20 protein-coding genes and 1 pseudogene are annotated in these 25,785 nt (G+C 67.5%); 14 read left to right on the forward strand and 7 right to left on the reverse strand.

What is annotated here, in order from left to right; genetic code table 11:
* The first annotated feature begins 29 nt into the window (after positions 1 to 29).
* The 6 genes and pseudogenes from OXG83_11665 (at position 30) to OXG83_11690 (ending at position 6,845) form a co-directional block, all read left to right on the forward strand.
* Positions 30 to 878: an SDR family NAD(P)-dependent oxidoreductase gene (locus OXG83_11665; protein ID MCY3965687.1), complete on the forward strand. Its 849-nt coding sequence runs from the start codon at positions 30 to 32 to the stop codon at positions 876 to 878.
* Positions 878 to 3,493 carry a DUF3604 domain-containing protein gene (locus OXG83_11670; GenBank protein ID MCY3965688.1) on the forward strand — a complete coding sequence of 872 codons (2,616 nt, stop codon included), beginning with the start codon at positions 878 to 880 and terminating at the stop codon, positions 3,491 to 3,493. The genes OXG83_11665 and OXG83_11670 overlap by 1 nt, the downstream gene beginning before the upstream one ends.
* Positions 3,494 to 3,497: 4 nt before the next feature.
* Positions 3,498 to 4,880: an OB-fold domain-containing protein gene (locus OXG83_11675; protein MCY3965689.1), complete on the forward strand. Its 1,383-nt coding sequence runs from the start codon at positions 3,498 to 3,500 to the stop codon at positions 4,878 to 4,880.
* A 36-nt stretch (positions 4,881 to 4,916) separates the two neighbouring features.
* Positions 4,917 to 6,098 carry an acetyl-CoA acetyltransferase gene (locus tag OXG83_11680; GenBank protein MCY3965690.1) on the forward strand — a complete coding sequence of 394 codons (1,182 nt, stop codon included), beginning with the start codon at positions 4,917 to 4,919 and terminating at the stop codon, positions 6,096 to 6,098.
* A 63-nt stretch (positions 6,099 to 6,161) separates the two neighbouring features.
* Positions 6,162 to 6,422: a hypothetical protein gene (locus OXG83_11685; GenBank protein MCY3965691.1), complete on the forward strand. Its 261-nt coding sequence runs from the start codon at positions 6,162 to 6,164 to the stop codon at positions 6,420 to 6,422.
* Between the two features lie 15 nt (positions 6,423 to 6,437).
* A pseudogene (locus OXG83_11690) lies at positions 6,438 to 6,845 on the forward strand (deiodinase-related protein).
* A 23-nt stretch (positions 6,846 to 6,868) separates the two neighbouring features.
* On the opposite strand, the gene OXG83_11695 reads toward OXG83_11690, so the two are convergent.
* The 3 genes from OXG83_11695 to OXG83_11705 all read right to left on the reverse strand — a co-directional run bounded on the left by OXG83_11695 (position 6,869) and on the right by OXG83_11705 (position 11,379).
* Positions 6,869 to 7,651, reverse strand: a complete 783-nt coding sequence (locus OXG83_11695; GenBank protein MCY3965692.1) for an SDR family oxidoreductase — start codon at positions 7,649 to 7,651, stop codon at positions 6,869 to 6,871.
* Between the two features lie 35 nt (positions 7,652 to 7,686).
* Positions 7,687 to 9,426, reverse strand: a complete 1,740-nt coding sequence (locus tag OXG83_11700; protein ID MCY3965693.1) for a winged helix-turn-helix domain-containing protein — start codon at positions 9,424 to 9,426, stop codon at positions 7,687 to 7,689.
* Positions 9,427 to 9,588: 162 nt separating this feature from the next.
* Entirely contained in the window at positions 9,589 to 11,379 is a 1,791-nt protein-coding gene (locus OXG83_11705; protein ID MCY3965694.1) for a PQQ-binding-like beta-propeller repeat protein, read from the reverse strand.
* Between the two features lie 94 nt (positions 11,380 to 11,473).
* On the opposite strand from OXG83_11705, the gene OXG83_11710 reads away from it, so the two are divergent.
* The 5 genes from OXG83_11710 to OXG83_11730 all read left to right on the forward strand — a co-directional run bounded on the left by OXG83_11710 (position 11,474) and on the right by OXG83_11730 (position 16,436).
* Positions 11,474 to 12,211: an alpha/beta hydrolase gene (locus tag OXG83_11710; GenBank protein ID MCY3965695.1), complete on the forward strand. Its 738-nt coding sequence runs from the start codon at positions 11,474 to 11,476 to the stop codon at positions 12,209 to 12,211.
* 12 nt (positions 12,212 to 12,223) lie between these two features.
* Positions 12,224 to 13,525: a mandelate racemase/muconate lactonizing enzyme family protein gene (locus OXG83_11715; protein ID MCY3965696.1), complete on the forward strand. Its 1,302-nt coding sequence runs from the start codon at positions 12,224 to 12,226 to the stop codon at positions 13,523 to 13,525.
* Positions 13,526 to 13,556: 31 nt separating this feature from the next.
* The gene (locus tag OXG83_11720; protein MCY3965697.1) at positions 13,557 to 15,698 is read left to right on the forward strand and encodes a PQQ-binding-like beta-propeller repeat protein; all 2,142 of its coding nucleotides are present in this window, start codon (positions 13,557 to 13,559) and stop codon (positions 15,696 to 15,698) included.
* Positions 15,699 to 15,760: 62 nt separating this feature from the next.
* Entirely contained in the window at positions 15,761 to 16,036 is a 276-nt protein-coding gene (locus tag OXG83_11725; protein MCY3965698.1) for a ribbon-helix-helix domain-containing protein, read from the forward strand.
* Positions 16,014 to 16,436, forward strand: coding sequence for a PIN domain-containing protein (locus OXG83_11730; protein MCY3965699.1), 423 nt, complete (start codon positions 16,014 to 16,016; stop codon positions 16,434 to 16,436). Before OXG83_11725 ends, OXG83_11730 begins: the two co-directional genes overlap by 23 nt.
* On the opposite strand, the gene OXG83_11735 is transcribed toward OXG83_11730, so the two are convergent.
* From OXG83_11735 to OXG83_11745, 3 genes are all read right to left on the reverse strand, one after another.
* Positions 16,423 to 16,623 (reverse strand): type II toxin-antitoxin system prevent-host-death family antitoxin, encoded by a 201-nt coding sequence (locus tag OXG83_11735; protein ID MCY3965700.1) that lies wholly within the window; start codon positions 16,621 to 16,623, stop codon positions 16,423 to 16,425. The two genes, OXG83_11730 and OXG83_11735, sit on opposite strands and share 14 nt — an antisense overlap.
* Before the next feature lie 46 nt (positions 16,624 to 16,669).
* Positions 16,670 to 18,196: a serine hydrolase gene (locus OXG83_11740; protein ID MCY3965701.1), complete on the reverse strand. Its 1,527-nt coding sequence runs from the start codon at positions 18,194 to 18,196 to the stop codon at positions 16,670 to 16,672.
* A gap of 77 nt (positions 18,197 to 18,273) precedes the next feature.
* Positions 18,274 to 20,283 carry a DUF3604 domain-containing protein gene (locus OXG83_11745; GenBank protein MCY3965702.1) on the reverse strand — a complete coding sequence of 670 codons (2,010 nt, stop codon included), beginning with the start codon at positions 20,281 to 20,283 and terminating at the stop codon, positions 18,274 to 18,276.
* Between the two features lie 105 nt (positions 20,284 to 20,388).
* Here OXG83_11745 and OXG83_11750 point away from each other — a divergent pair, with 105 nt between their 5' ends.
* From OXG83_11750 to OXG83_11760, 3 genes are all read left to right on the forward strand, one after another.
* Complete coding sequence (locus OXG83_11750; protein ID MCY3965703.1) at positions 20,389 to 21,729, forward strand: M24 family metallopeptidase; 1,341 nt, start codon at positions 20,389 to 20,391, stop codon at positions 21,727 to 21,729.
* A gap of 67 nt (positions 21,730 to 21,796) precedes the next feature.
* Entirely contained in the window at positions 21,797 to 23,137 is a 1,341-nt protein-coding gene (locus tag OXG83_11755; protein MCY3965704.1) for a M24 family metallopeptidase, read from the forward strand.
* A gap of 101 nt (positions 23,138 to 23,238) precedes the next feature.
* On the forward strand, positions 23,239 to 24,426 hold the full coding sequence (locus OXG83_11760; protein ID MCY3965705.1) for a hypothetical protein: 1,188 nt from the start codon (positions 23,239 to 23,241) through the stop codon (positions 24,424 to 24,426).
* A 6-nt stretch (positions 24,427 to 24,432) separates the two neighbouring features.
* On the opposite strand, the gene OXG83_11765 is transcribed toward OXG83_11760, so the two are convergent.
* On the reverse strand, positions 24,433 to 25,695 hold the full coding sequence (locus tag OXG83_11765) for a replication-associated recombination protein A (protein MCY3965706.1): 1,263 nt from the start codon (positions 25,693 to 25,695) through the stop codon (positions 24,433 to 24,435).
* Positions 25,696 to 25,785: the final 90 nt, after the last annotated feature.

A 25,785-nucleotide genomic window follows, 5' to 3' on the forward strand; every position in this document is an offset into this window, starting at 1 on the left:
CAACACGAAACAGGACAAGCGGAGGGGCCATGGGACTGCTGGACGGCAAGGTGGCCATCGTTACCGGCGCGGGCAACGGCCTGGGCAAGTCGCACGCCCTGCTCCTCGCCAGTGAAGGCGCCCGCGTTCTGGTCAACGACCCGGGCTGTGCACGGGACGGTTCGGGCGAAAGCGACGTTGCGGACGAAGTCGTCGACCTGATCCGCACCGAAGGCGGTGATGCAGCCGCCAGCAAGGTTGCGGTCGGACCGTTCGAGGCCGCCGCGGAACTCGTCCAGCAGGCAGTCGACGCCTTCGGCGGCGTCGACGTCCTGGTCAACAACGCAGGCATCCTGCGCGATCGCACGGCCCTCAAGATGAGCGAACAGGAGTGGGAGGCCGTTCTCACGGTGCATCTGAGCGGCACCTTCTCCTGCCTGCAGGCCGCCGCCCGCGTGATGCGCGAACAGGGGCGGGGCGGCCGGATCATCAACACGACATCCGTTGCCGGCATGCAGGGCAACTTCGGTCAGAGCAACTACTCCGCCGCCAAGGCCGGCATCTACGCCGTGACGCGCACCGCCGCCATGGAGCTCCAGCGCTACAAGATCACCGTCAACACGATCTCCCCCACCGCCTACACACGGATGACCGCGGACAATCCCGGTGTCACCGAGAGCTTCGGGGATCGCTACGGCCCCCAACACGCCTCGCCCCTGGTCGCGTTTCTGGCCTCGGACCACGCCGCCCACATCACCGGTCAGACGCTGGGAGTCGAAGGCACGCACATCTTCGCCTACCGGATGATGAGCACGGTGGGCGTCAAGCAGTACGTGGGCGACGACCCCTGGAAACCATCCGCGATCCGGCATGTCATCGACCAGGTGATCGGCCACTGATGTCGCTCCCCCGCCGTGCCGCGGCCGGAGTGGTCGCGTCGCTGGCGGTGCTGTCGATCGGCTGCCGACAAACGTCCGAGTCGGCTCCCGCCGACCGGGATCTGAACCGCCAGATCGCGCAGCTGATCGCGGACATCGAGCGCGAGCCCACGTCGGCGGCCAACGTCTTCCGCCGAACCGACACCTTGTGGGACTGGGCAAACCGCTTCGCACTTGACGGCCGAGTTCTGCCTGCCGACCTGCCTCTGGCGGTGGCGCTGATCCGCTTCGCCGAGGCGGACGGCGGTGAAGTCGATCTGCCGCCGGCTATCGACCTGTACCTCGAGACGCACCTGGAGCGCTTCGACCGGTACGTTCGCGAACTCGAACTGAAGGAGTCCGAGCCCCAGGCGGTCGGCGAGTTGCGCATGTCGACGCCCGGCCCCCTGATCGCCGGCGGCGCGGCCACCGTCGAGCAGACATACATCGTCGGCTCCCGCGGTCTCGCAGCGGGCGGTGGACTCCTGGTCGGCAAGTCGGGAACCGGCAACGAGACGCGACCCCAGAACCGGGATCCGGCCGGGGACAACTTCGTGTCGGTACGAAGCTCCAACCCCGATGCCCGGTTCGAGGCCGTCCAGGTTGAGTGGAACGGGGTCCATTCGCACGTGCCGGGCAAGCGCCCGCTGCCCGGTTTTCGGCTTGAAGGCTCTGCCCTACAGCCCGGTGACACGGTCACGTTGACGTACGGTGGCGGGTCCAGCCGTTTCCACGTGCCGGCCTTCAGCAACGACGAGTTCGTGCTCCCGGTCTACGTGGACATCGCCGGCAGCGGAACCTACCTGACTCCCGCCTTGCCCGGAATCGAGGTCGTCGGCGAGCCGGAGGTTCACGCGGTTCGGATCCTGGCGCCCTCCGTCGTGGCTGCGGCCGAGCCCTTCGAGATCACGGTGCGCAGCGAGGATCGGGCGATCAATCGGGCCAGCGGGCCGATCCCCGCCTACGAGGTCCTCCTGGAAGGCGACACGATCGCCACGATCGAGGGCGGACAGGGCGCTCTGTCGGTGGTGGAGGGAATCGCGATCGAGGTGCCCGGAGTCCACCGACTCGAGGCGCGCTCACTCGACGGCAGCCTGCATGCCAGCAGCAACCCGATCCGCGTCGAACTCGAGCCGGAGCTCCGCATCTACTGGGGCGACACGCACGGCCACACCGGACTGGCCGAAGGGACCGGCTCGGCGCGGGCGTTCTTCGAGTACGCCAACCGCGACGCCCGGCTCGACTTCGCCACCCTTTCCGAGCACGACATCTGGATGGATGACAGGGAGTGGCTGGATCTCCAGGAACTGACCCGCGAGTTCACCGAGGAGGGCCGCTTCATCGGCATCCTGGGCTACGAATGGACGGCGTTCAGGAACCGGGGTGGGCACCACAACGTCTTCTTCCGCGATCCCGGAAGCCGGCGTGTCCCGGTTCAGGAAGCGACCCGGCTGCCCGATCTCTACCGCGGGCTGCACGAGCTCTACGATCCGGACGAGGTCCTGGTCATTCCCCATGCCCACCGCGCAGCCGACTGGACGCGCAGCGATCCGGAGCTCGAGAAGCTGGTCGAGCTGTACTCGGTCCACGGCAGCTTCGAATGGTTCGCCAACCGCTATCTCCAGAGCGGTTTCGAACTCGGGTTCGTCGCCGCTTCCGACGACCACCACGCCAAGCCGGGACTGGCGCCCGGCCCCGTCTCGAGCGTCTCCCAACCGGGCGGTCTGGCCGCCGTCGTGGCGCCCGAACTCAGCCGGGATGCCCTGTTCTCGGCGCTCCGCAACCTCTCGTCCTACGCTACGTCGGGACAGCGCATCCTCCTCGAGGCGACCGTCAACGGAGCTGCCATGGGCACCCGGCAAGAGAACGCCGAGCGGCGCGAAATCCGGGTCAGGGTGTCCGGCACGTCGCCGATCGACGCCATCGACGTGGTCCGCAACGGCGAGATCATCCTCACCAAGCGCTACATGACCGCGGCGCTCGGCTCCAGAAGCTGGCTCCAGGTGTCCTTCGAGTCATCCTCCGAGGTCTTCGGAGAGCAGGTCGACAACCCACGCGGCTACCGGCTCTGGGAAGGGACTCTCGAGGTCGAGGGAGCCCGGGTTCTGCAGGTTGTTCCGGCTGGCCTCGACAACCCCCTCCGGGACCAAGTCTCACGACTCGCTCCGGGCGCCGGTCACGGCGCGAGATTCCGCATCCTGACCCGCGGCCGCTCTGATTCGTTCCTGGTCGAACTCGACGGAGCGGGTCCCCACACGTTGCTGAGTTTCCACCTGAACGAGAGCACCGAATCCGGTTTCGCACCGGGAATCCGGCCAGCAGCGCGGATAGCCGCAGCCAACGTCGCGATCCGGCTGGACGAACTCGAGGCGGGCCGGCTCGACGTCGAGCTACCCGTCGGACCGCATCCGGATCGCCTCAGTGTGCAGGTGATCGATCCCGCCGCCGCGCTCGATCGGGAAGTCGAGTTCGTCGATCTGGACGGGGTCCAAGACGGCGACTACTACTATGTCCGCGTAACACAGCTCGACGGGGGCCGCGCCTGGTCCAGCCCCTTCTGGGTCGGAAACCGACCTGCCAGCAACGGAGGACAATAGGAACTTGGCTGGAATCGTCACCTACGGCGCCTACGTACCGTACAACCGGCTCGACCGCGGTGCGCTGGGTGGCCGGGGCGAACGGGCCGTGGCGGGCTACGACGAGAACTCGGTATCGATGGCGGTCGAAGCAGCGCGCGAAGCCCTGCGTGGCGGCGCCCCCATCGACACGCTCTGCTTCGCCACGACCACACCCGGCTACGCCGAGAAGCTCGACGCCGCCACGATCCACGCGGCGCTCGACCTGCCGGCCAACGTCGGAGGGCACGACCTCGGCGGCTCCGGCCGCGCCGGACTGGCTTCGCTGACGCTAGGCAACGACATGGCCCTGGCGGGGCGGAGGCCGCTCGTGTGCCTGAGCGAAGTGATGGTCGGCGCCCCCGGCGGCGCCCGCGAGGCGAGTGCCGGTGACGGCGCCGCGGCATTCACCTTCGGTCCCAGCGCCGAGGCCTGCGCCGAAGTCCTGGCCGCCGGCTCGATGACCGACGAGTTCATGGACGTTTGGCGAGCGCCGAGCGAGCCGTTCGCCAACCAGTGGGAAGAGCGCTTCGGAGCCCAAATCGTCGTGCCGCTCATGCTCGGCGCCCTGGAGTCGGCTCTATCGAGCGCCGGCATCAGCGCCGACAGCCTGTCCAAGGTCATCGTGGACAGCACGAACCCACGCGCGGTGCGCGGTTTCGTCGCTACGGCCGGAATCCCGGTGGACCGCCTGGCCGACGATCTCGCGGCTTCCGTCGGCCGTGCCGGCACGGCACATGTGGGTCTGGCCCTGGCCAACGCGCTCGACGAGGCCGACCCCGGCGACCGGATCGCGGTCATCGCCGGCATCGACGGCGCCGACGCGATCATCTTCGAGGTGACCGACAGGATCGCCGCCAACCGTCCCGAGCGCAGCGTCGAACGCTGGATCGAAGCCAAGCGCAACGACCTGGACTACAACACCTACCTCAAGTGGCGCGGCGTGCTTCCGTTCGAGAAGCCCCGGCGCCCCGACCCGAAGCGGCCTGCGGCCCCGCCCTCGTACCGGGCCGAACGCTGGAAGTTCGCCTTCGTCGGATCCCGCTGCACGAACTGCGGCACGGCGAACCTGCCGCCCCAGAGAGTGTGCGTCGAGTGCGACTCGGTCGACGAGACCGAGCCCGAGTCCTTCGCGGACGCGGCCGCACAGGTCGCCACCTACACGCAGGACAATCTCGCCTACTCCCTGCAGCCGCCGGTGGTCGTCGCCATGCTCGACTTCGACCAGGGCGGCCGGCTACCGTGCCAACTCACCGACATCGACCCACACAACATCAGAATCGGCGACCGGGTCGAAATGACGTTTCGCTGCCTGCACACCGCCGAGGGGATTCACAACTACTTCTGGAAGGCCAGGCCGCGACGCTGAACAGGGGACCGTCAGGCCAGGAACAGGGAGAAGATCATGCCGAGTCACGGAATCAAGGATCGCGTCGCCATCATCGGAATGGGCTGCACCTCCTTCGGCGAGCACTGGGACCAGAGCATCGGCGACCTTTCCCTGTCGGCGTCGCAGGAGGCGCTGCGCTCAGCCGGCCTCGACCGCGACCAGATCGACGCGTATTGGCTCGGCAGCGCCGGCACCCTGGCCTCCGGACTGCTCATCGCCGAGCCGCTCAAGATTCGCTACAAGCCGGTCACCCACGTCGAGAACTTCTGCGCCACCGGCAGCGAGGCTCTTCGCAACGCGGCCTACGCCGTGGCCAGCGGCGCCTACGACATCGCGATGGCGCTCGGAGTCGAGAAGCTGAAGGACTCGGGCTACTCCGGCCTCTTCGACCTGAATCCGACGACGGACGGCACCGAACTCGAGATGACGCCGCCGGCGGCGTTTTCCATGATCGTGCCGGCCTACGCCGAGAAGTACGGCGTCAGCGAGGACACGCTGAAGGATGTGATGTCCCACATCGCGTACAAGAACCACGCCAACGGTGCCAAGAACCCCAAGGCCCAGTTCCGGCGCGAGGTGCCGCTCGAACGGATCAGGTCTTCTCCCACGATCGCCGGCAAGCTCGGGCTCTTCGACTGCTCGGGAGTGAGTGACGGCGCGGCCGCTGCGATCCTGTGCAGGGCCGAGGACGCCCACCGCTACTGCGACGATCCGATCGTGCTCAAGGGCGTCGGATTCGTGGTCGGGCCGGCCGAGGGAGTCAAGAAACCGGAGTACGACTTCACCACCTTCCCCGAAGTCGTCGCCAGCGCCGAGGACGCCTACCGGCAGGCCGGCATCACGAATCCGCGCGAGGAGATCAGTCTCGCGGAGGTGCACGACTGCTTTACGCCGACCGAGCTGGTCCTGATGGAGGATCTGGGCTTCTCCGAGCGCGGCAACGCCTGGAAGGACTGCCTGGACGGCCGCTTCCAGCTCGACGGCCACCAGCCGGTCAACCCCGACGGCGGGCTCAAGAGTTTCGGCCACCCGATCGGTGCCAGCGGCCTGCGCATGATGTACGAGGTCTGGCTGCAACTGCGCGGCGAGGCCGGTGAGCGGCAGATCGCCGACCCGCAGATCGGGCTCACCCACAACCTCGGCGGCCTTCCCGGCAACTGCGTGAGTTGCGTCTCCGTGGTCGGCAAGGCAGCGTAGACCCAACAACGTTCGGATCTTCTGGTACAGTGCACCAGCACCTTCGAACGAGGAGAACTCACGATGAAGCGTTGGATGACGATTGCAGCTTGCAGCGCCGTCGCCGCTGTTGCGCTGGGGTGGGGTGGCTTCAAGACGTACCGCTTCATGCTGGAGAGCGGACTGATCCGGTTCAACGAGTACGACATCCGGACGGAGGGCATCCTTCAGGTCGGCGAACCCGCGCCCGACCTTCCGCTGGCCCTGGTCGACGGTGGCGAGGCGCGTCTCTCCGACTTGTGGGCAACGAAGCCTCTCGTTCTGGTCTTCGGCAGCTATACGTGACCGCCCTTCCGGGCCCGTGTGGCCCGGCTCGAAGAGATGCGGGAGGAGTGGAAGCCGGCCGTCGAGTTCAGCTACGTCTACATCAAGGAAGCCCACCCCGAGGATGAGTGGCAGGCACCGAAGAACGTAGAAACGAACCTGATCTTCAACCAGCCCAGGACGATGGTCGACCGCATGGACCTCGCCAAGAAGTTCGTCGAAGCGATGGATGTCAAGACACGAACCCTGGTCGACGACATCGCCAACACGGCCAATGCCTGCTACGCCGGCTGGCCGGAACGCATCTACGTGATCGACCGGGGAGGCACGATCGCCTACAAGGGCGGCATGGGGCCCTTCAACTTCGATACGGACGAACTCGCGGAGTTCCTCGAGGCCAACTACGGCGGGCTGCGCGGCGCGAGCGAGGCGACCGCGGGCTAGCGCGGGTTTGGCGGCTAGAACGCCTACTCCTTTGCTCCCGAGTCTGACCGGTCAGCCGGCTTGTTGACCCGGTAGGTCAGCCGCGCCGCGGCGCGCCGCGTCAGGAGGCGCATCAGGAAGATGACCACCCGGTTGCGCCAGCCCGGCACGACCGAGGACCTTCTGCCCAGCCCCCGGAGGCTGGCTTCCACGACCTGCTCCGGACTCGTCCATCCGGTGATCGGCTGAGGTTCGCCCATCCCCGCTTTCTGCTGATACTCGGTGGGCGTGAACCCCGGGGAGAGCACGATGACATCGATTCCGTGCTCGGCGAGTTCCGCCCAGAGCGCTTCGCCGAACATCAGGTTGAACGCCTTCGACGCGCCGTAGACGGCCTCGAACGGTACCGGCTGGTAGGCGGCCGTGCTCGAGAGGAAGATCAGCGCACCGCCCCCTCGCTCGACCAGACGCGGAGCGAGAATTGCCGCCAGACCTACGGCCGCCCGGTTGTTGACCTCGGGGATCTGCAGTTGAAGCTCGGGATCCTGGTCGATGAAGCGGCCGTAGGTGCCGAAGCCCGCATTGGACACCAGCATGCCGACTTCGATTCCGAGACGGTCCACCGCATCGAACACAAGCCGCGGACCCTCGCGGTCCATCAGGTCCTGAGGAACCACGTGCACGGTGACTCCCCAGGCGGAGCGCAGTTCCCGCGCCAGTTTCTCGAGCCGGTCGGCGCGACGGGCGACCAGCACGAGAGCCATGCCCTCCGCTGCGAGCCGGCGCGCATAGGCCTCGCCAATACCGCTCGACGCGCCAGTGATCAAGGCGGCGCCGCCGTAAGCCTTGATCTCGCCGACTCCTAGACGACCGCCTGAGGCGTCGCGACCCGGGGATCGTTGACGCCCATGCCATCCACCAACTCCTGGAAGCGCGGTTCGCCACGCAGGCAGTCGAAGGCCGGATGCACCTTGGTCCAGAGCACAGCCCCGAACTTCGCCCCGAGCGCGGTCTCCAGGCAGTTCAATGCAGCTTCCTTTTCGTCCAGCCAGGCGTAGAGCATCGCCAGGGCGGCGGACCGGTCCTCACCGTTGCTCGACCGCTTCAACTGCCAGTCCACCATCCAACGAAGAACGCCCGGCTCCCCGTCCTTCGCGTAGACGCTCCCGATCGCTTCGGCTTCTTCGTGGCGCCCAGTGTTCCGCAGGTGAAGCTGACGCTCACGGACTGCCTCGTCCGTTCGACCCAGAGCGCTGTAGCAGGCCGCCAGCAGCGAGCGCACGATGGGATAGTCGCCTTCCAGGGCGAGTGTGTGACGAGCCTGCTCGACGCCCTCTTCGAAACGGCGCCCGTAGTACAGGATCTGGCACAACCCCTGGGCGAACACGGGTGCCAGGGGATCCAGGTCGACGGCAACTCTGATCTGACGCTCCGCTTCCTCGACACGCCCGACCGGCGCCAGGAAGTGGTTCCCGTACGAGTAGTGGGCCATCGAGTTGCCCGGGTCGAGTTCCAGAGCCCGAAGGAACGCCCGCTGCGATGCCGCCCAGTCCCATCGAAACGCCGCGCTCAAGAGACCCTGGGCCCGATACGCGAGGACGCTCGAGTCGTTGAGTTCCAGCGCCCGGTGGACCGCGGCTTCCGCCTTGGCCACCGTCTCCGAGACCGGCAGGTAGCCGTACACCGCCAGGTTGACGTAGCAAACCGAGAGTTGGGCATGGCCGCGCGCGAACCCCGGCTCCAGCTCGATCGCCCGCTCAAGGAAGCCGATCGCCTGCTGGAGACGGCTGCCGGTCTGCTGATTGGCACAGTAGCGGGCCTCCAGGTAGAGCCGATAGACCTCCTGGTTGTCGGTGTAGCGCGGTACGAAGGGGCCGGGATGCGGATCCAGGAGCTTTGTACGCACCCGCGCGACGATCGCTTCAGCGATGTCCTCCTGGATATCGAAGACATCACCGAGCTCCCGGTCATAGTGCTCGGACCAGAGCTGCGTGCCGTCCGAAGTCCGGATCAGTTGCGCCGAGATGCGGAGGCGTTCACCAGCCTGGCGCACGCTACCTTCGAGAATCGACGAGACGCCCAGGCTCTCGCCGAATCCGGAGGCGCCGAGATCGCGCAGGCGACGGTCGAACGACGACGTCCGGCCGACAACCCGCAGACCCTCGACCGCCGCAAGAGCGTCGATGATCTCTTCCGCGACACCGTCGCAGAAGAAGTCCTGCTCCGGATCGGGAGTCATGTTGGTGAAGGGCCTGACGGCGATGGACCCTTCGAGAGTGGCTTCGACGGGAGCAGTGAACCGGTAGCCGCGGCCGGGAACCGTGACGACGTACTGGGTTTCCTTGTCCTGCCCCAGGACCTTCCGCAGGACCGAGAGATTGTGCATCAGATTGCTCTCGTCGACCGCGGCGTCCGGCCAGACGATGGCCATCAGCTCCTCCTTGTGCAGGAGCCGGTCACTGTTCTCGACGAGTGCCCGCAGCGTGTCGAAGATCTTCGGGCGAATCGCGACCTTCTGCCCGTTTCTGAGCAACTGCCGCTGATCGACATCGAGCAGATAGGGCCCGAAGGTGTACGAGCGGCGGTCAGGCAGGGTGGACATCGGCGATCGGGAAGAACGGCCCGTCGCCGCACCCTATCTCCCGTCGTGCTCACGCCGAATCCGGGGACAGCCCGGACCAGGGGCCGCACCACGGGCACCGGGCGACAGCCGCGACGGAGCCTGTGATCGACCGATCTTAGCGTCTATTTGAAAACCTGTGCGTCAACGCTTCTCGGGAAGCGCGAAAACGTACACGTTGCCGCCGCGGGCGCGGGCAGCACCCTCTGGCGTGTGGCGGAGACTTCCCGGCCCGGTCGAGATGGCCACGTACTGGCGACCGTCGACGGCGTAGGAGATCGGGTAGCCCATGGCGGGAGCGCCCAGGTTGACTTCCCACAGCACTTCGCCGGTCTCGTGGTCGAAGGCGCGGAAGCCCCCGCTCGAATCGCCGCCGAAGATCAGGCCGCCGCCGGTTGCGACGACCGAGTACGTCGCGCCCTCGGTCTCGAACAGCCACTTCGTTTCGCCCGTCACGGCTGAGATCGCGTACACCGTGCCGAGGTACTCCTCGCCGGGCGCCTGGATGTGGTCCGCGGCCAGGTTGTAGATCGCGACCTGCTGTTCGAACGCCTGCGCCCGCGGACTGTTCGTGTCGCCCGTCACCAGCATCCGCGCGCACATGTTGCGCAGCGGGTAGTACATCGTCCGGGTCAGCGGGCTGTAGGAGCCGGCCTCCCAGTCCTTGCCACCGATCCAGGTCGGGCACACGAGCATCTCCTGCTCCAGTTCCGTGAAGATGATCTCGGTGTTCTCGACCGCGCGGCCGGTTTTCTCGTCGATGTCGACGACCACGTTCTGCGGCACGGTCGGCCGCGCCCACAGGAACTCGCCGGTCTCACGGTCCAGCGTGTAGACGAAGCCGGTCTTGCCGGGGATGCCCGTCATCAGCTTGCGGGTCTCGCCCGGTTCAAGGCCCTCCCGGATCCAGCGCACGGCCTCCGGGTCGGGCGAAACCGGGAGGTCGACGAGGATGCGTTCGAACGGATGGTCCAGGTCCCAGTGGTCGTTCAGGTGCTGGAAGTACCAGCGGATCTCGCCGGTGTCCGCCTCGAGCGCCAGGGTCGAGTTGTGGTAGAGGTGGGTCAACTCCGTGCCGCCCAGCATGAACTTCGGCGCCGGCGATGTGACGGCTGTGCCGAAGTAGATGAGTTCGAGTTCCGGGTCGTAGCTGGGCACCATCCAGGTGCCGACGTGGTGCCGCTTCTCGAACGGCACGTCCCCCCAGGTCTCGTCCCCGGGCTCGCCCGGCGCCGGCATCGTCCGCGTCCGCCAGAGTTCCTTTCCCGTCAGCGCGTCGAGCGCGATCATGATGCAGGACTCCGGCCCGCCCCAGGGACGGCAGCTCCTCCCCGAGACGACGCGACCGTCCGCGACGATCGGGCCCGAGCTGTGGGTGGCGGGATTGACCTTCCAGTCCAGGATCTGCGTCTCCCAGACCAGGTCTCCGGTCTCGGCGTCCAGGGCGAAGGCGTGGTTGTCGTCGCTGTTGTTCAGGATCAGCCGGTCGTAGATCGCGATGTTCCGGTTGTTCTTCGCGTTGAAGCCGACCTGCGCGTAGAGGTCCTCGGGCTGCTCCCTCGTGTAGCGCCAGATGAAGTCCCCGGTCGTCGAGTCGACCGCCTCGATCGTGTCTTCGAACGAGGGGATGTAGAGAACGCCGTCGTAGGCCAGGGGCGTGATCTCGGAGGTTCCGACGGCGACCTCCCGTGACCAGATCAAACCGAGCTGTTGGACGTTTCCGCGGTCGACCTGGTCCAGCGGGCTGTAGCCCCAACTATCGTGCGTGCGGCGAAACATCAGCCATTCCGACGCCGGCGGATTCTCGAGCATCTCGTCGGTGACCGGCACGAACGTCGATGCTGCATCCTGAGCTGACGATCCAACGCCGAGCCCGATGCTCAAGGCCAGGGTCAGAACCGCCAGCCCGCGGCTGGGCAGGCGAACACTCTTCACCGCGGCGCCTCCGTTCCTCACTGTCTTCAAGACGAACCGGGGACTGTAGCAGCCGCGACAGGCCGCGATCCGGGTGACATGATCGACCAATCCCATGCGGATCGAAGTGGACGGAGCGACGCTCTACGTCGAGGTCGCCGGCGACCGTGAAGCGTCGGCCGTTCTGTTCTGGAACGGCGGCGGCTGCACTCTCCGCATGTGGGACAGGATCGTCGAGCGGCTGGGCAGCGGCTATCGAACTGTCCGCTTCGACATCCGCGGCACCGGTCAGAGCAGTCCAGCGGCGGACCCCTCCCAGTACACACTGGAACGGTACGCCGCGGACGCAGTCGCGATCCTCGACGCGCTCGAGATCCAACGTTCCCACGTCTGGTCGATGGCCTGGGGGTCGCGCGCGGCTCTCGCCTACGCCGCGCTCCGGCCCGAACGAGTCGACCTGCTTGCGCTCTACGACGCCGCCATCGACCCGCCGGACGTTCCGGCACAGCGGGAAGGCAGCCGCGAGGCCGTCCGCAAGCAGGAGGCGGCGGGCATCAGGCGTTTCGAGCGCCCGGTCGGCTGGAACCAGCACGCCAACCCCGACTCGGTCCGACCTGCGATGCAGGCGATCTTCAGGGGTTTCGACCTGGCAGCAGCGGCGCGGGGCCTGGCGATGAAGACCCTGGTCGCAACCGGGGACCATGACCCGAACCTGCCATCCAGCCGCGATCTGGCCGCCATGGCACCCGACGCGGAACTCGTCGTGATGGAGAACGTCGGCCACGGTTCAGTGCTCCAGCGCCCCGACCTCGCCACCGCGATCTTCACGGACTTCGTCGAAGCGAACACATAAGGAGAACCCGACATGAGGCAGCACGACACCGCTGGAACCGGCGAATCGAGCCGCCGCGACTTCCTGAGCCGGAGCGCCGGCTTCGCGGCGCTGGCAGCCTCGACCGGCTTCGCGGGCGCCGTCTCACCGGCCGCCGCTGCGGGCAGGTCAGCCCAGGAAGAGGCCGGTCCGGATCGAATCACGATTCGGTCGGTCGACGCCTACCCCGTCTACATCAACCAGCGTTCCGAGGGCCTGCTCGATCCCCCGGTCTTCGACGGTGACGACGACCCGCGCCGCTGGCGCTACGGCGGACCCTTCGAGCAGCTTCCCTCAGCGATCATCGCGATCATCAAGACGGACGCCGGGATCACCGGCTTCGGCATGGGCGCCGGCGGCAGCGCCGCGGTCGAGATCATCGACGGCCATCTCAAGCACCTCCTGGTCGGCACGAACCCCCTCGACGTCGACCAGCTCTGGGACCAGATGTACAGCTCGGCGGTGCTCTACGGCCGCCGCGGCATCTTCGCGATGGCGCTCTCCGCCGTCGACACGGCGCTCTGGGACATCAAGGGCAAGCACGCCGGCAGGTCGGTTCACGCGCTGCTTGGCGGAAGTCCGGACGACCGTGTCGCCGTGTACCAGACCGGCGGCGACATCGCCGCCGGCAAGGCCCTGGGGATCAGGCACTTCAAGCGCATCCTGCCAATCGGGCCGCACAGCACGGAGGCCGAAACCGAGCGATACATCGAGGACGTTCTCGCCGCCCGCGAGGCGATGGGGCCCGAGGGCAACCTGATGACGGACTGCGTCTCGCGCAACGGCACCGTCGAGTGGGCGGTCGGCGTCGCCGAACGGCTGCGTCCGGCGAACCTCTACTTCATGGAGGAACTCCTGTCGCCCGACAACGTCTTCGGCTACGCCGAGCTGGTCGAGAAGATCGGCGGCGGAGGACCGGGCTGGACGAAGGTGGCCTGCGGCGAGCACGAGTACACCGAGCACGGCTTCGAAGTCCTGGTACGGCTGGGATCGGCCGAGGTCCTGCAGCCGGACATCACCTGGTGCGGCGGCCTGACGGCGGCGAAGCGCATCGCCGACCTGGTCGAAGCGGCCGGCCTCGAACTCGTGCCACACCGCGGCGGCAGCCTCTGGGGGCTCCCAATCTCGCTGATCGCCCCGAGCTGCACGATGGCGGAGAGCTTCGCCACCGGTTCGCCGATCCTCGACGCCATGCAGGCGCCGTTCGAGAACGGCGACTTCCTGGCGCCCGGTGAGCCGGGCTTCGGCACCGCGCTGACCGAGGAGATGGTCCTCGACCACCGGCTCCAGCGCTGAACCAGCCGTGAAGTAGCATCGCGCCTTCCGCATGAAGTCGTTGACGCGCCTCGCCTGCTCGCTGGCCGCGATATCGCTCCTGAGCGCCGGCCCGGCCGCCCAGGACACAGCCGCTCAGGAGACCGCCTTCGTGCCGGTGACCCAGGAGATGCTGAACGACCCGGAGCCGGGTCAGTGGCTGCATTGGCGCGGCACGCAGAACGCCTGGGGCTACAGCCCGCTCGACCAGATCACGACCGCGAACGTCGGCCAGCTTCAACTGGTCTGGGCGTGGGCGATGGACGACACCGGTCCCCAGGAGGCCGCGCCGCTGATCCACAACGGCGTCATGTACCTGCCGAATCCCGGGGCCGTGGTCCAGGCCCTCGACGCCGCCACAGGGGACCTGCTCTGGGAGTACCGGCCCGAGCCGGTGGGCGACGGCTCGGGCGCCTTCGGCCGCGGCGTGCAGAAGAACATCGCGATCTTCGGCGACCGCATCTTCGGCGCCAGCCCCGCCGCGACGATCTTCGCGCTCGACGCCAGGAGCGGGAAACTGATCTGGGAGACCAGGACCGCCGACACGAGCCTCGGCTACCGCTACACGGCGGGCCCGATCGTCGCCAACGGCAAGCTGGTCACCGGCATCACCGGCTGCGGCCGCTACAAGGACGACGTCTGCTTCATCACCGGCCACGATCCGGACACCGGCGAGGAACTCTGGCGCACGTCGACGATCGCGCGGCCCGGCGAGCCGGGGGGCGACACCTGGGGCGACCTGCCGCTCCGCTTCCGCGCCGGCAGCGACGCCTGGATCGCCGGAAGCTACGACCCGGAACTCAAGATCGTCTACTGGGCCACCTCCCAGGCCAAGCCCTGGGCCCGCGCCGTCCGCGGCACGGACGGCGACGCGCTGTACACGAACTCCAGTCTGGCGCTCGACCCCGACACCGGCGAGCTGCTCTGGTACTACCAGTACCTGCCCGGCGAGACCCACGACATGGACGAGGTGTTCGAGACCCTCCTCATCGACGTCGACGGTCGCAAGAAGCTGTACAAGATGGGCAAGCTCGGCATCCTCTGGCAGCTCGACCGGGAGACCGGCGAGTTCCTGGACGCGATCGACATCGGCTATCAGAACCTCGTCGACGTGGACCGCGAAACGGGCGAGGTGACCTACCGCCCGGAACTCATCCCGGAGATCGGCGTCGAGATCAACATGTGTCCGAGCACGTCCGGCTTCAAGGGCTGGCGCGCCATGTCCTACGACCCGAACACCGGCGCGCTCTACATCCCGGTGACGATGAACTGCGAGCTCGCCACCTTCGGACCGGTCGAACGCGTCCTCGGCGGCGGCGGCGCGGGTCCGGTCAAGCGGATCAACACGCTGCACCCCTACTCCGGTGGCAACCTCGGCGAACTGCTCGTCATCGACGTGCGCGAGGGGGACATCATGTGGCGGCACCGCACGGAGTCGCCGATCAACACGGCCGCGCTCGCGACCGGAGGCGGCGTCGTCTTCGCCGGCGACTACGACCGCTACGTCTACGCGTACGAGGCGAGGACCGGCGAGATCCTCTGGCAGACCCGGTTACCCACGTCGGCCCAGGGCTTCCCCGTGTCCTACCTCGCCGGCGGCCGCCAGTACGTGGCGATTCCGGTGGGAACGGGCGGCGCCAGTTGGGCGACGATGCTGCCGCGCGACCTGACTCCCCACATCCGGCGGCCAACCAACGGTAACTCGATCCACGTGTTCGCCTTGCCGGCGGATCTGCCGGTTGCGACCGCGCGGAGCCGGACGGCAGCAACCGACCGCGACGGGGCAGCGGTCGGGGCCGGCACCTCACTATCCGTCTGGGACGGCGTCTACACCGCCGCGCAGGCGGAGCGCGGCGCCGCGCCGTACCTCGAGAACTGCGCCACCTGCCACGGCGAGGACCTCGGCGGCGGCAGCAACTCGCCGGGCCTCCGCGGCGTCAGCTTCCAGTTCCTGTGGGGAGGCAAGACGCTGCACGAACTCTTCGAGGCGATCCGAACCACCATGCCGACCGACAATCCGGCCAGCCTGCCGCGCGAGACCTACCTCGACATCCTCACCTACATGATGCAGGTGAACGAGTTCCCCGCGGGCGACGGGGAACTCGACGCCGAGGGTCTGGGCAACATCCTGATCACCGAAGAACCCGGCGCGTAGCTGACGTAGGACACAGCTCGCCGGTATTGCGAACTGCTACGGATCGTATTACGATCCGTAGCATGCACGCACTCTCCGTCAAGCTGCCGACCGAGCTCCACGCTGCCCTGGCAAGCGAAGCGCAACGACGCAACATCACGCGGTCCGCTCTGCTGCGAGAGATCGTCGGGGAAGCGCTCGACCGCGTTCCGACGCCAGCGACGCCGAGTTGCGCCGAACTGGCTAGCGATCTGATTGGCGCCGTTCGAAGCGGCCGCCGCGACTTGGCGACGAATCCCGATCTTCTCGAGCAGGCTGTCGTCTCGGACGCTCGACGTGCCGCCGACCGTCGTCGCTGATACCGGTCCGATCGTCGCGCTGCTCGACGCGGATGAAGCCCATCACGAGTGGGCCCGGGAACAGTTCCAAACGCTCGCGGCGCCACTGCTCACCTGTGAGGCAGTCCTCTCCGAAGCCTCCTTTCTCCTGGCGCGCGTCGGTGAGGATCCGAGCCTGCCGGTGACGCTCGTCGAACGAGGAGTACTGAACGTCACCCGAGTACTCGCGGCGTCAGAGGACGTTCTCGCCGTCGGTCGCCTGATCCGCCGCTACCGCAACGTGCCGATGTCCCTCGCCGACGCCTGCCTGGTGCGGATCGTGGAACGCTCGGACCAGGCTTCCGTGCTAACCCTCGACTCCGACTTCCGGATCTACCGGCAGGGCGACCGCCGCGTGATTCCCGTGCTCACTCCTTCGTAGCTTCATCGAAGTCGGGCACGGTCTCGACCAGATGGGCCAGACTGCCGAAACGGAACGTCTTCGACGGCACGGGAACCAGCCTCACAGCGGGCTTGCCCCTGCGGGCGATGATCACCTCGTCGCCTGCTTCGGCCGCCACGATGAGCTTCGACAATTGGGACTTGGCTTCGTGCATGTTGACGAGCATCGCTGTTCCTCCTGGCCGTCAGCCCCCAACCAAGGCCCAAACGAGCCTACTCCTCGACGGCTACTGGAATCGCCTCGACCAGCAGCGCCAGCGCCGTCTGCAGCGAGGCGTCGGCACGCCCGCCGAACGAGCCCTCGTACAGTCCGAGCCGGACGACCACCATCTCGTGTGACGGCACGATGATCGTGCTCTGGCCGCCGGCGCCCTGCATGCTGAACGCGCTGTTCGGCAGCGACGGGTAGCGCTTGCTGCCGCCGCGCGGCGGGTTGTTGATCCAGAAGAAGCCGCCGTAGATCGGCCGGCCGTCGGCGACCCAGGCCGGTGCGGGAGTGCTGACGAACTCGACGAAACCCTCGGGCAGCACGCGCTCCCCGGTCGGCGCAACGCCGTCGTGGAGGTAGAGCTGGCCCAGCCGCGCCCAGGTGCGGCCGGATCCGAAGCCGTAGCCGTTCAGCAGGAAGTTGCCGTAGGGATCCGCCTCGGCGACGAAGCGCCGGACGCCGATCCGGTCGAAGAGGTGCTTCTGGGGGAACTGGTGGTAGTTCTCGCCGCGGCCCTCGACCGCCAGCCGTACCAGGTGGTTGGTCAGGATCGGGTCGCAGTTCCGGTAGCGGCCGATCGTGTTCGGCGGCCATTGCGGCGGCCGTTCGGTGGCCCAGAGGTGGGAGTTCACCGTGCCGGTGTAGAGGTAGAGGTGGTCCGGATAGCCCATGGCCACCTCGTCGTACTCCGGGTCCCCGGCGTTCACGCAGCGCAGGCCGCTCGACATGCGGAGGATGTCCTGGATGCGGATCGTGCCGCGAACGTCGTCCGGGTCCTCGTGCCAGGAATCGACCGGCGCCAACTGGTCGAGCGTGTACTCGCCCTGCGCGATCAGCACGCCCATCAGCGTCGCCGACAGGCTCTTGTTCATCGACCAGCTCTCAAGGGGCGTGTCCTTGTCGATCCCCTCGCGGTAGCGCTCGGCAATGAGCCGGCCGCGATGGAGCACCACGAACGCCAGGGTCATCGCCTCCGGGTCGAAGGCGGCGTCTACGGCTGCGACCAGCTTCTCCGCGTCCACGTCGTCCGGGACCGGCTCGTCCGGCAGAGCGTCGCCCATCGGCCAGGGAGCGTCCTCGTCCAAGGTGCTCGTGACCGGAACCGTCTCGTAGAACGGCGCGTCCTCTCCCTTCGGCAGGGCTACGCAGCCCTGGTCGCCGTGGAGCATCGCCGTCCGGGTCACGCCCGAGTCGGTGGTGATGTGGACTTGCCCGTTCTCTCGGTCGAGCCGACGTCCAAGCAACCGATCCCGGTACCGATGACGGGAAGTGAAACCGCCGATCTGTGTCCAGGCGTCCTCGAAGTCGAGCCCGGTCAGGAACACCGCCGAGCACAGGACCTTGGCGAACCCGGCGGCTTCGTGCTCGATGAAGTCGCCGGGCGGCGGCACGCGAACGGTGTCCAGCTCGTGTTCCTGGCCACGCGCCACGAGGCTCTTACCCAGCGTCGGTTCCTGGGCGGCGGCCGCGGTCTGATTGCCGCCGGCGTCGGCGCAGCCAGCGAGCAGCGTGACGAGGAGAACTGTCAGCACTCCAGACCGGCGCTTCGCGCCGGATGCCGGCGGGGACGCCGGCGCACCCAGTTCCGGAGTTTCGGCCACGCTGTCTGCTACTCCGGCCGGTACCAGATCGGCGACGTCCAGGCCATCTCCTGGATCGTCTCGGGGTAGGAGCCGTCCGAGCACACGGCCGGCCGGTCTTCCGGTGCGAGCCGCCGGCAGTCGTACCAGCTCCAGCGCAGACTGGGGTTCTCGACCACCCGCAGATAGTAGTAAGCGTGCTGGCCGGGATCGAACGTCTCGTCGCGATAGACGGTGCAGAGGCTGTCGTGGCCTTCGCCGCTTCGCTCGCCGGTCGCCGCGTCGACGGTCGCCCCGTTGTCGGACGATCCGGCGATCGGGATGACCTCGGTACGGCCCGTCCCGTCGGCGTCGATCCAGCCCTTGACGAGCTGGAGCTGCTGCAGGAGTCCGGCGCCGTCCGCCGGGTCGCGGGCGGCGAAGGCGAGGAAGGTCGGCGCGGCGCCGTCGCCGGCCTCCGGCAGGTCGCCGCCCATCGGCACGCCGCCGGCGTACGCCTGTTCGAGCAGGTCCGTCTGGTCGCACAGGTTCTCCGAGTAGCCCCAGCCGCCGAAGAACCGCGGGCGGATTCGCGGCCCCGAGGTGCCGAACACCTCGCGGCGCTCCATCGCCTCGAAGATCGCGTCACGGGAGTTCTCCACCGCCCAGACGCCGGCCAGACCGCCGGCATTGCCGTCGATGCCGCTGGTCAGGAGACCCGGCTGAAGGCGCTCCTCGGGCGTCGACTCGACGGAAACGGCGCCGCGCCAGTCCTCTTCGGCCACCGCCCCCGGGGTCGCGGTGTGTGTGTCGGTCGAAGCGATGATGCCGAGCTTGACCGGATTCAACCCGGTCTCCATCTCCTCCTCCAGGCCGACGACGAGCGCGGAGCGAACGAAGTCCGTCCGGTCCACGCAACCGGCCCCGAGCATGCCCTGGTTGCCGTTCTCGCCCTCCGGACACTCCTCGGTGCGCAACGTGGTTTCGCCCGAGAGCAGGGACTGGACCGTCTCTTCGCGGCCCAGCACCCGCACCGCCTCCACGTCGCAGAGCTCGTCCGGCTCGGCGAACACGGAGGACAGGCCGTTGATGCATTCGGATCCGCCCTTGTGCTGGAAGATCTCGATGATCGGCTCCCGTTCCAGCCGCTTCTCCGCGTACGCGCGGCGCGCGTCCAGCCTTCCGTCCAGTCCCCGGTACGGCGCCATCCGGCCGTTCGCGAGGTTGCTGTTGTGCGGGATCGTCAGGTAGTCGCAACCGGGCCTCGCCGACCCGTCGCCGCAGACCTCGTCGAGCCGCTGCCAGAGCAGGCTGTCCGTCGGGGCGTCGATGTACGAGACCGGCAGCTCCGGCACATCCGCGCTCCGGAAGACGACGTTGCGGTGGTAGTTCGAGATCCCCGGCGTGCCGGTGTACTCGTAGCCCACGAAGGTGGTGAAGCTGCACGCCTCCGTCCGGTCGTAGGCGTCCTCGGCCGCTTCGATGATCTCCTGCCATGGGCTCATCGCCCACTCGCGGCAGAGCGATCCGTCCTCGCCGCACAGTTCCTCGGTCCTGCGCGGCGTCTCGGTCGTGATGACGGCGCCGAGCATCTGCATCCCCACGCGCTGGTCCGAGCGGAACGTGGTGCAGAACTCCGAGCCGTAGCGCGGCGACTCCGGATCCCTGCACAGGCGGCGTTCGCCCAGGAACTCGCCGTGGTCGGTCACCGCGACGAAGTCGAGCGGCCGGTCGATCGTGATGCTGCCCGTAGGCCTGCCGTCCTCGCCGATGGGCCAGAACGGGATCGCCTCGCCCTTGGCGAACCGGTAGGCGTCCGCCGGCGTCGCGCCCGTGCTGTTGGCCGCCGCGTCGAACGAGAAGCTGGTGTGGACATGGAGATCGCCGAACAGCGCCTGGCGGAGCGGTGTGGCGTCGACGCAGCCGGGCCGATCTTCGGTGCGAGTGACGGCGGCCCCAGAGACGCCTCCGTCCGGAGTTCCGTCTTCGCCCTGTGCCGCGTAGGCGGGGACGGCGAACGCAAGAAGCGGTAGCAACAGGCGGCACGGCTCGGATCTCATTCGGTCTCTCCAGGTCTGCGGCTGTGGTGACCGACCGTCCGGGGCCGGCGCCCGACGCTATCGCCCTCTATAGTGACTTCAACTCACTTCACAAGGAGAACGAAGATGAAGCCTTCGCTACCGGTGGTCTCCGCCGTGGCCTTCGCCTCCCTCGCCGCCAGCATCGCGGCCCAGCCCTCCCTGAGCGACGACGTGCGCTCGAGGTGGGAAACCTCCTGCATGATCCGGCACGACAAGTTCGACTACGTCTTGCCGGGCGCCATGCGCCGCAACGACATCGACATGTGGATCGTGATCGACCGGGGCCGCGGCACCCAGCCGATGACGCTCGACTTCGCCATCTCCACGGTCAATGGCCAGGGGTTCTTCATCTTCACCGACCGCGGCGGCGACCGCATCGAACGGATCCAGCTCGGCCGCGAGAACGATCTGGCCACGGAATGCGGCGCCTACGACCGGTTCGGACGGTTCGAAGAGCTGCGGTCGATCGTCGAGGAGCGCGATCCTCAGACCATCGGTCTCAACTACCTCGCGGTTCCCTACAGAGCCGAAGGCCTCCACGTCGCCGACGGACTCACGCACACGGACTTCAAGTTCCTCGCGAGCGAACTCGGCGAGAAGTACGCGGCCCGCTTCACCTCGGCCCAGCACCTGATCGCCGACTTTCGCGGAGAGCGGGTCGCCGGCGAGATCGTCGAATTCGCGAAGGTCGGCGACCTCACCCGGCGGCTCCTGGAGCGGGCGCTGTCCAACGAGGTCATCACCCCGGGCAAGACGACGCACAACGACGTCGCCCGCTGGCTGGAGCAGAAGCTGCACGACCACGACCTGCTGCGCGGCTGGTTTCCGACCGTCTACACCCACCTCCCGGACGGCGGCGAGATCGGCGGCACCGAGCGCGTGATCCAGCGCGGCGATGTCCTGCAGATCGACTGGGGCACCGGCCGCAACCACTTCTCCACGGACATCAAGCGCTTCGCCTACGTCCTGCGCGAAGGCGAGACCGAGCCGCCCGCGGGTGTGCTGAACACGTTCGCCGAATCGAAGAAAGTGCAGGAGATCATCCGCAAGCACGTCCGCTCGGGCCGCACCGGCCGCGAGCAGCTCGACGAACTGAAGCAGGTCATCCGGGACGCCGGCTACATCTACACCGAGCTGGAAGTGGCCGCCCAGGACGCCCCCGGCATCGAGGTCAACGTCGGCATGCACGGGGCCGGCAACATCGGCCACGAGATGGCCGCGAGCCTGTTCGAGATCTACCCGGAACGCACGAAGTACGTCGTCCGCCCCAACTCGATCATCTCGCTCGAGTACATCGTCTTCATGCCGGCGGAGGAATGGGAAGGCAACAAGATCCCGATCAACGTCGAGGAGAACGCCCTGATCACCGAACGCGGCATCGAGTGGCTGCATCCGCCGCAGTCGCGGGTGCTGGTGATTCGGTGACGCGGCGGCGGGTGACGACGCTATCGCCCTCTATAGTGAGTTCAACTCACTTCAAAGGAGAACGAAGATGAAGCCTTCGCTGCCGGTGGTCTCCGCCGTGGCCTTCGCCTCCCTCGCCGCCAGCATCGCGGCCCAGCCCTCCCTGAGCGACGACGTGCGCTCGAGGTGGGAAACCTCCTGCATGATCCGGCACGACAAGTTCGACTACGTCTTGCCGGGCGCCATGCGCCGCAACGACATCGACATGTGGATCGTGATCGACCGGGGCCGCGGCACCCAGCCGATGACGCTCGACTTCGCCATCTCCACGGTCAATGGCCAGGGGTTCTTCATCTTCACCGACCGCGGCGGCGACCGCATCGAACGGATCCAGCTCGGCCCCGAGACGGATCTCGCACGCGAATGCGGCGCCTATGACCGGTTCGGACGGTTCGAGGAGTTGCGGTCGATCGTCGAACAGCGCGATCCTCAGACCATCGGCCTGAACTATCTCGCGGTTCCGTACGAGAGCGAAGGCCTTCACATCGCGGACGGCCTCACGTACACCGACTTCAAGTTCCTCACGAGCGAACTGGGCGAGAAGTACGCGGCCCGCTTCACCTCGGCCCAGCACCTGATCGCGGACTTCCATGGCGAGCGGGTCGCCGGCGAGATCGTCGAGATGGCGAAGATCGGCGACCTCACCCGGCGGCTCCTCGAGAGAGCGCTTTCCAACGAGGTCATCACGCCGGGCAAGACGACGCACAACGATGTCGCGCGCTGGTTGGAGCAGAAGCTGCACGACCACGATCTGCTGCGCGCCTGGTACCCGACGGTCTACAGTCACCGTCCGGACGGCAGCGAGATCGGCGGCACGGAGAGGGTCATCCAGCGCGGCGATGTCCTGCAGATCGACTGGGGCGCCGGCCGCAACAACTTCTCGACGGACATCAAGCGCTTCGCCTACGTCCTGCGCGAGGGGGAGACCGAGGCGCCGCCCGGAGTGCTGAGAACGTTCGCCGAATCGAAGAAGGTGCAGGAGATCATCCGCAAGCACGTCCGCTCGGGCCGTACCGGCCGCGAGCAGTTCGACGAGCTGAAGCAGCTCATCCGGGACGCCGGCTACATCTACACCGAGCTCGAGGAGGCGGCCCCCGACGCGCCCGGCATCGAGGTCAACGTCGGCATGCACGCGGCCGGCAACATCGGTCACGACATGGCCGCCAGTCTGTTCGAGATCTTCCCCGAACGGACGAAGTACGTCGTCCGCCCCAACTCGATCATCTCGCTCGAGTTCATCGTCTTCATGCCGGCCGAGGAATGGGACGGCAACAAGATCCCGATCAACGTCGAGGAGAACGCGCTGATCACGGAACGCGGCATCGAGTGGCTCCATCCGCCGCAGGGGCGGGTGCTGGTGATTCGCTAGTGCACTCGCCAGTCCGATCCTCGATCTCCGTACTGGTCCTGTGTCTGTGCGCAACAACGGTTGGGGCCGCCCAGACGATCCAGGAAGAGACCCTCCAGCGGATGCAGCAGCAGATCCGCAACGACAAGTTCGATCACGTGCTGCCGAAGGCGATGCGGGACAACGGCGTCGACATGTGGATCCAGGTGATCCGTGCTCGGAATCCCGATCCGATTGCCAGGAACCTGGGCGGCGAGTCCGGCGTCTTCGTGTTCACCGACCGGGGTGGCGGCCGGATCGAACGGGCGATCCTCGGCGGGACCGACGAGGCGCTGTGGGGAGACGAGGCCTACGACCTGTTCGTGGGCGAGGAGGGGATCGAGGGAGATCCGGGCTGGCAGAACGTCGTCGGCGACTTCGTGGCCGAGCGCGACCCCGAGCGGATCGCGGTCAACTTCTCGAAGCAGAACCCCGTCGCCGACGGCATCTCCCACACGGACCACGAAACGTTGGTCGCCGCGCTGGGCGAGAAGTACGCGTCCCGGATCGTCTCGGCGGAAGGCGTGATCGGCGATTTCCTGGCGGGCATCGTGGTCGGCGAGATCGCGCTCGCCGGCTACTTCGGGATGCTCACGATGCAGACCCTGGACGAAGAGTTCGCGAAGATCGAGCCTGGCGTCACGCGGCTCGAGGAGCTAGACGGCAACGTCTTCGTCCGGGACCCGGACGGCAACGAAGACAACAACAACGAGTACGTGCTGCAGCGGGGCGACATCGTCACGATCCTGAACGGCGCCGGCGAGGGCTACTTCGTCGCCGACCTGGGCGGCAATGGCTACGTGTTGCAGGAGGGTGAAACGGAGTTGCCTCAGCGCGTGCAACGGATCTGGGACCACGCGATGCAGGTCCGTGAGATCCTGCGCGCCAACATTCGGGTCGGCCCCACAGCCGGCGAGACCCTGTCGCTGCTGGCCGGGAAGATCGAGGAGGCGGGCTTCCTCTACATCGACCGGGACCAGTACGACCCGACGCTCGATCCCACGAAGACCCAGGTCCACCTCGACCTCCACGCCCAGGGGCGCCGGGACATGGACGCGCCCCGGATCTCGCCGCTAGGCGGCGACTGGCAGCGCGAGATGAAGCTCCCCCTGTTTCACAGCTTCACGCTCGAGTACATGGTCCACATGCCGGTGCCCGAGTGGGGTCCCGGCAAGCACCTGTACATCGCCTTCCACGACGGCGCGATCGTCACCCCGCGCGGGATCGAGTTCCCCTATCCACCGGACCCGGGGATCCGGGTCATCCGCTAGCTATAGCTAGTCGTCGTCGCCCCACCAGCGGCGTAGACGTTCGGCGATCGCCTTCTCGGAGCCCTGGTCGGACGGCTCGTAGTAGCGGCGGCCGGAAAGGCCGGGCGGCAGGTACTCCTGCTCTTCGAAGTGGCCTTCGAAGTCGTGGCCGTACTTGTAGTCCCTGCCGTAGCCCATGCCGCGCATCAGCCCCGTGACCGCGTTGCGAAGGTGCAGCGGCACCGGTTCGTGCGGTGCGTTCCGCACGTCCTCCGTCGCCCGACCCAGGGCCACGTAGGCGGCGTTACTCTTCGGCGACGTCGCCAGGTACACGGTCGCTTCGGCCAGCGGAATGCGGCCTTCGGGCAGGCCGATGAAGTGGACCGCCTGCTGGGCCGCAACCGCGACCGGCAGGGCGCCCGGGTTGGCGAGCCCGATGTCCTCGGCCGCCAGAATGACCAACCGGCGGGCGATGAAGAGCGGATCCTCACCGGCCTCGAGCATCCGGGCCAGCCAGTAGAGGGCGCCGTCGGGCGAGGAGCCGCGGACGGACTTGATGAACGCCGAGATCGTGTCGTAGTGGCTATCGCCGGCCTTGTCGTACTGGGGTGTCCGGCGCTGTAGTGCGTCCGAGATCTCCTCCACACCAATCCGGCGGGTGCCGTCCTGGCCCGGCTCGGCGGCGACGACCGCCATCTCCAGGGCGTTCAGAGCGACCCGGGCGTCGCCGTTCGCGATGTTCACGAGGTACGCCACCGCGTCCGGCTCCAGGTCCGGGGCTAGCAGGCCGAGGCCGCGGTCCTCGTCCGACAGCGCGCGCTCGACGATGCCGGTCATCGCGTCTTCGTCCAGGGCGTGCAGCGTGAACACGCGGCAGCGCGAAAGCAGCGGCGCGTTGACCTCGAAGGACGGATTCTCCGTCGTCGCCCCGATGAACGTGATCGTGCCGTCCTCGACGTGGGGCAGGATGACGTCCTGCTGAGCCTTGTTGAAGCGGTGGATCTCGTCGACGAATAGGATCGTCGGGCGGCCGTAGAGCGAGCGGAGGTCGTTGGCGCCCTTGACCGCCTTGCGCAGGTCCGCGACGCCGGCGGACACCGCGCTGACCGGCTCGAAGTGGGCGCGGGTCGTCGTCGCGATCAGCCGCGCCAGGGTCGTCTTGCCGGAACCGGGGGGACCCCAGAACAGGAGCGACGGCACGCGGTCCGCCTCGATGGAACGCCGCAGCACCTTGTCTTCGGCGAGGATGTGCTCCTGGCCGACGAACTCGTCGAACGTGGCCGGACGCATTCGCTCGGCGAGCGGCGCGGCCGCACCGGAGCTCGGCTCCGCAGCGTCTTCGAACAGGCCGCCGGTCGTAGGTTGGCTGGTCACGTTCCT

The organism is Acidobacteriota bacterium, assembly GCA_026707545.1.
GTDB lineage: Bacteria > Acidobacteriota > Thermoanaerobaculia > Multivoradales > Multivoraceae > Multivorans.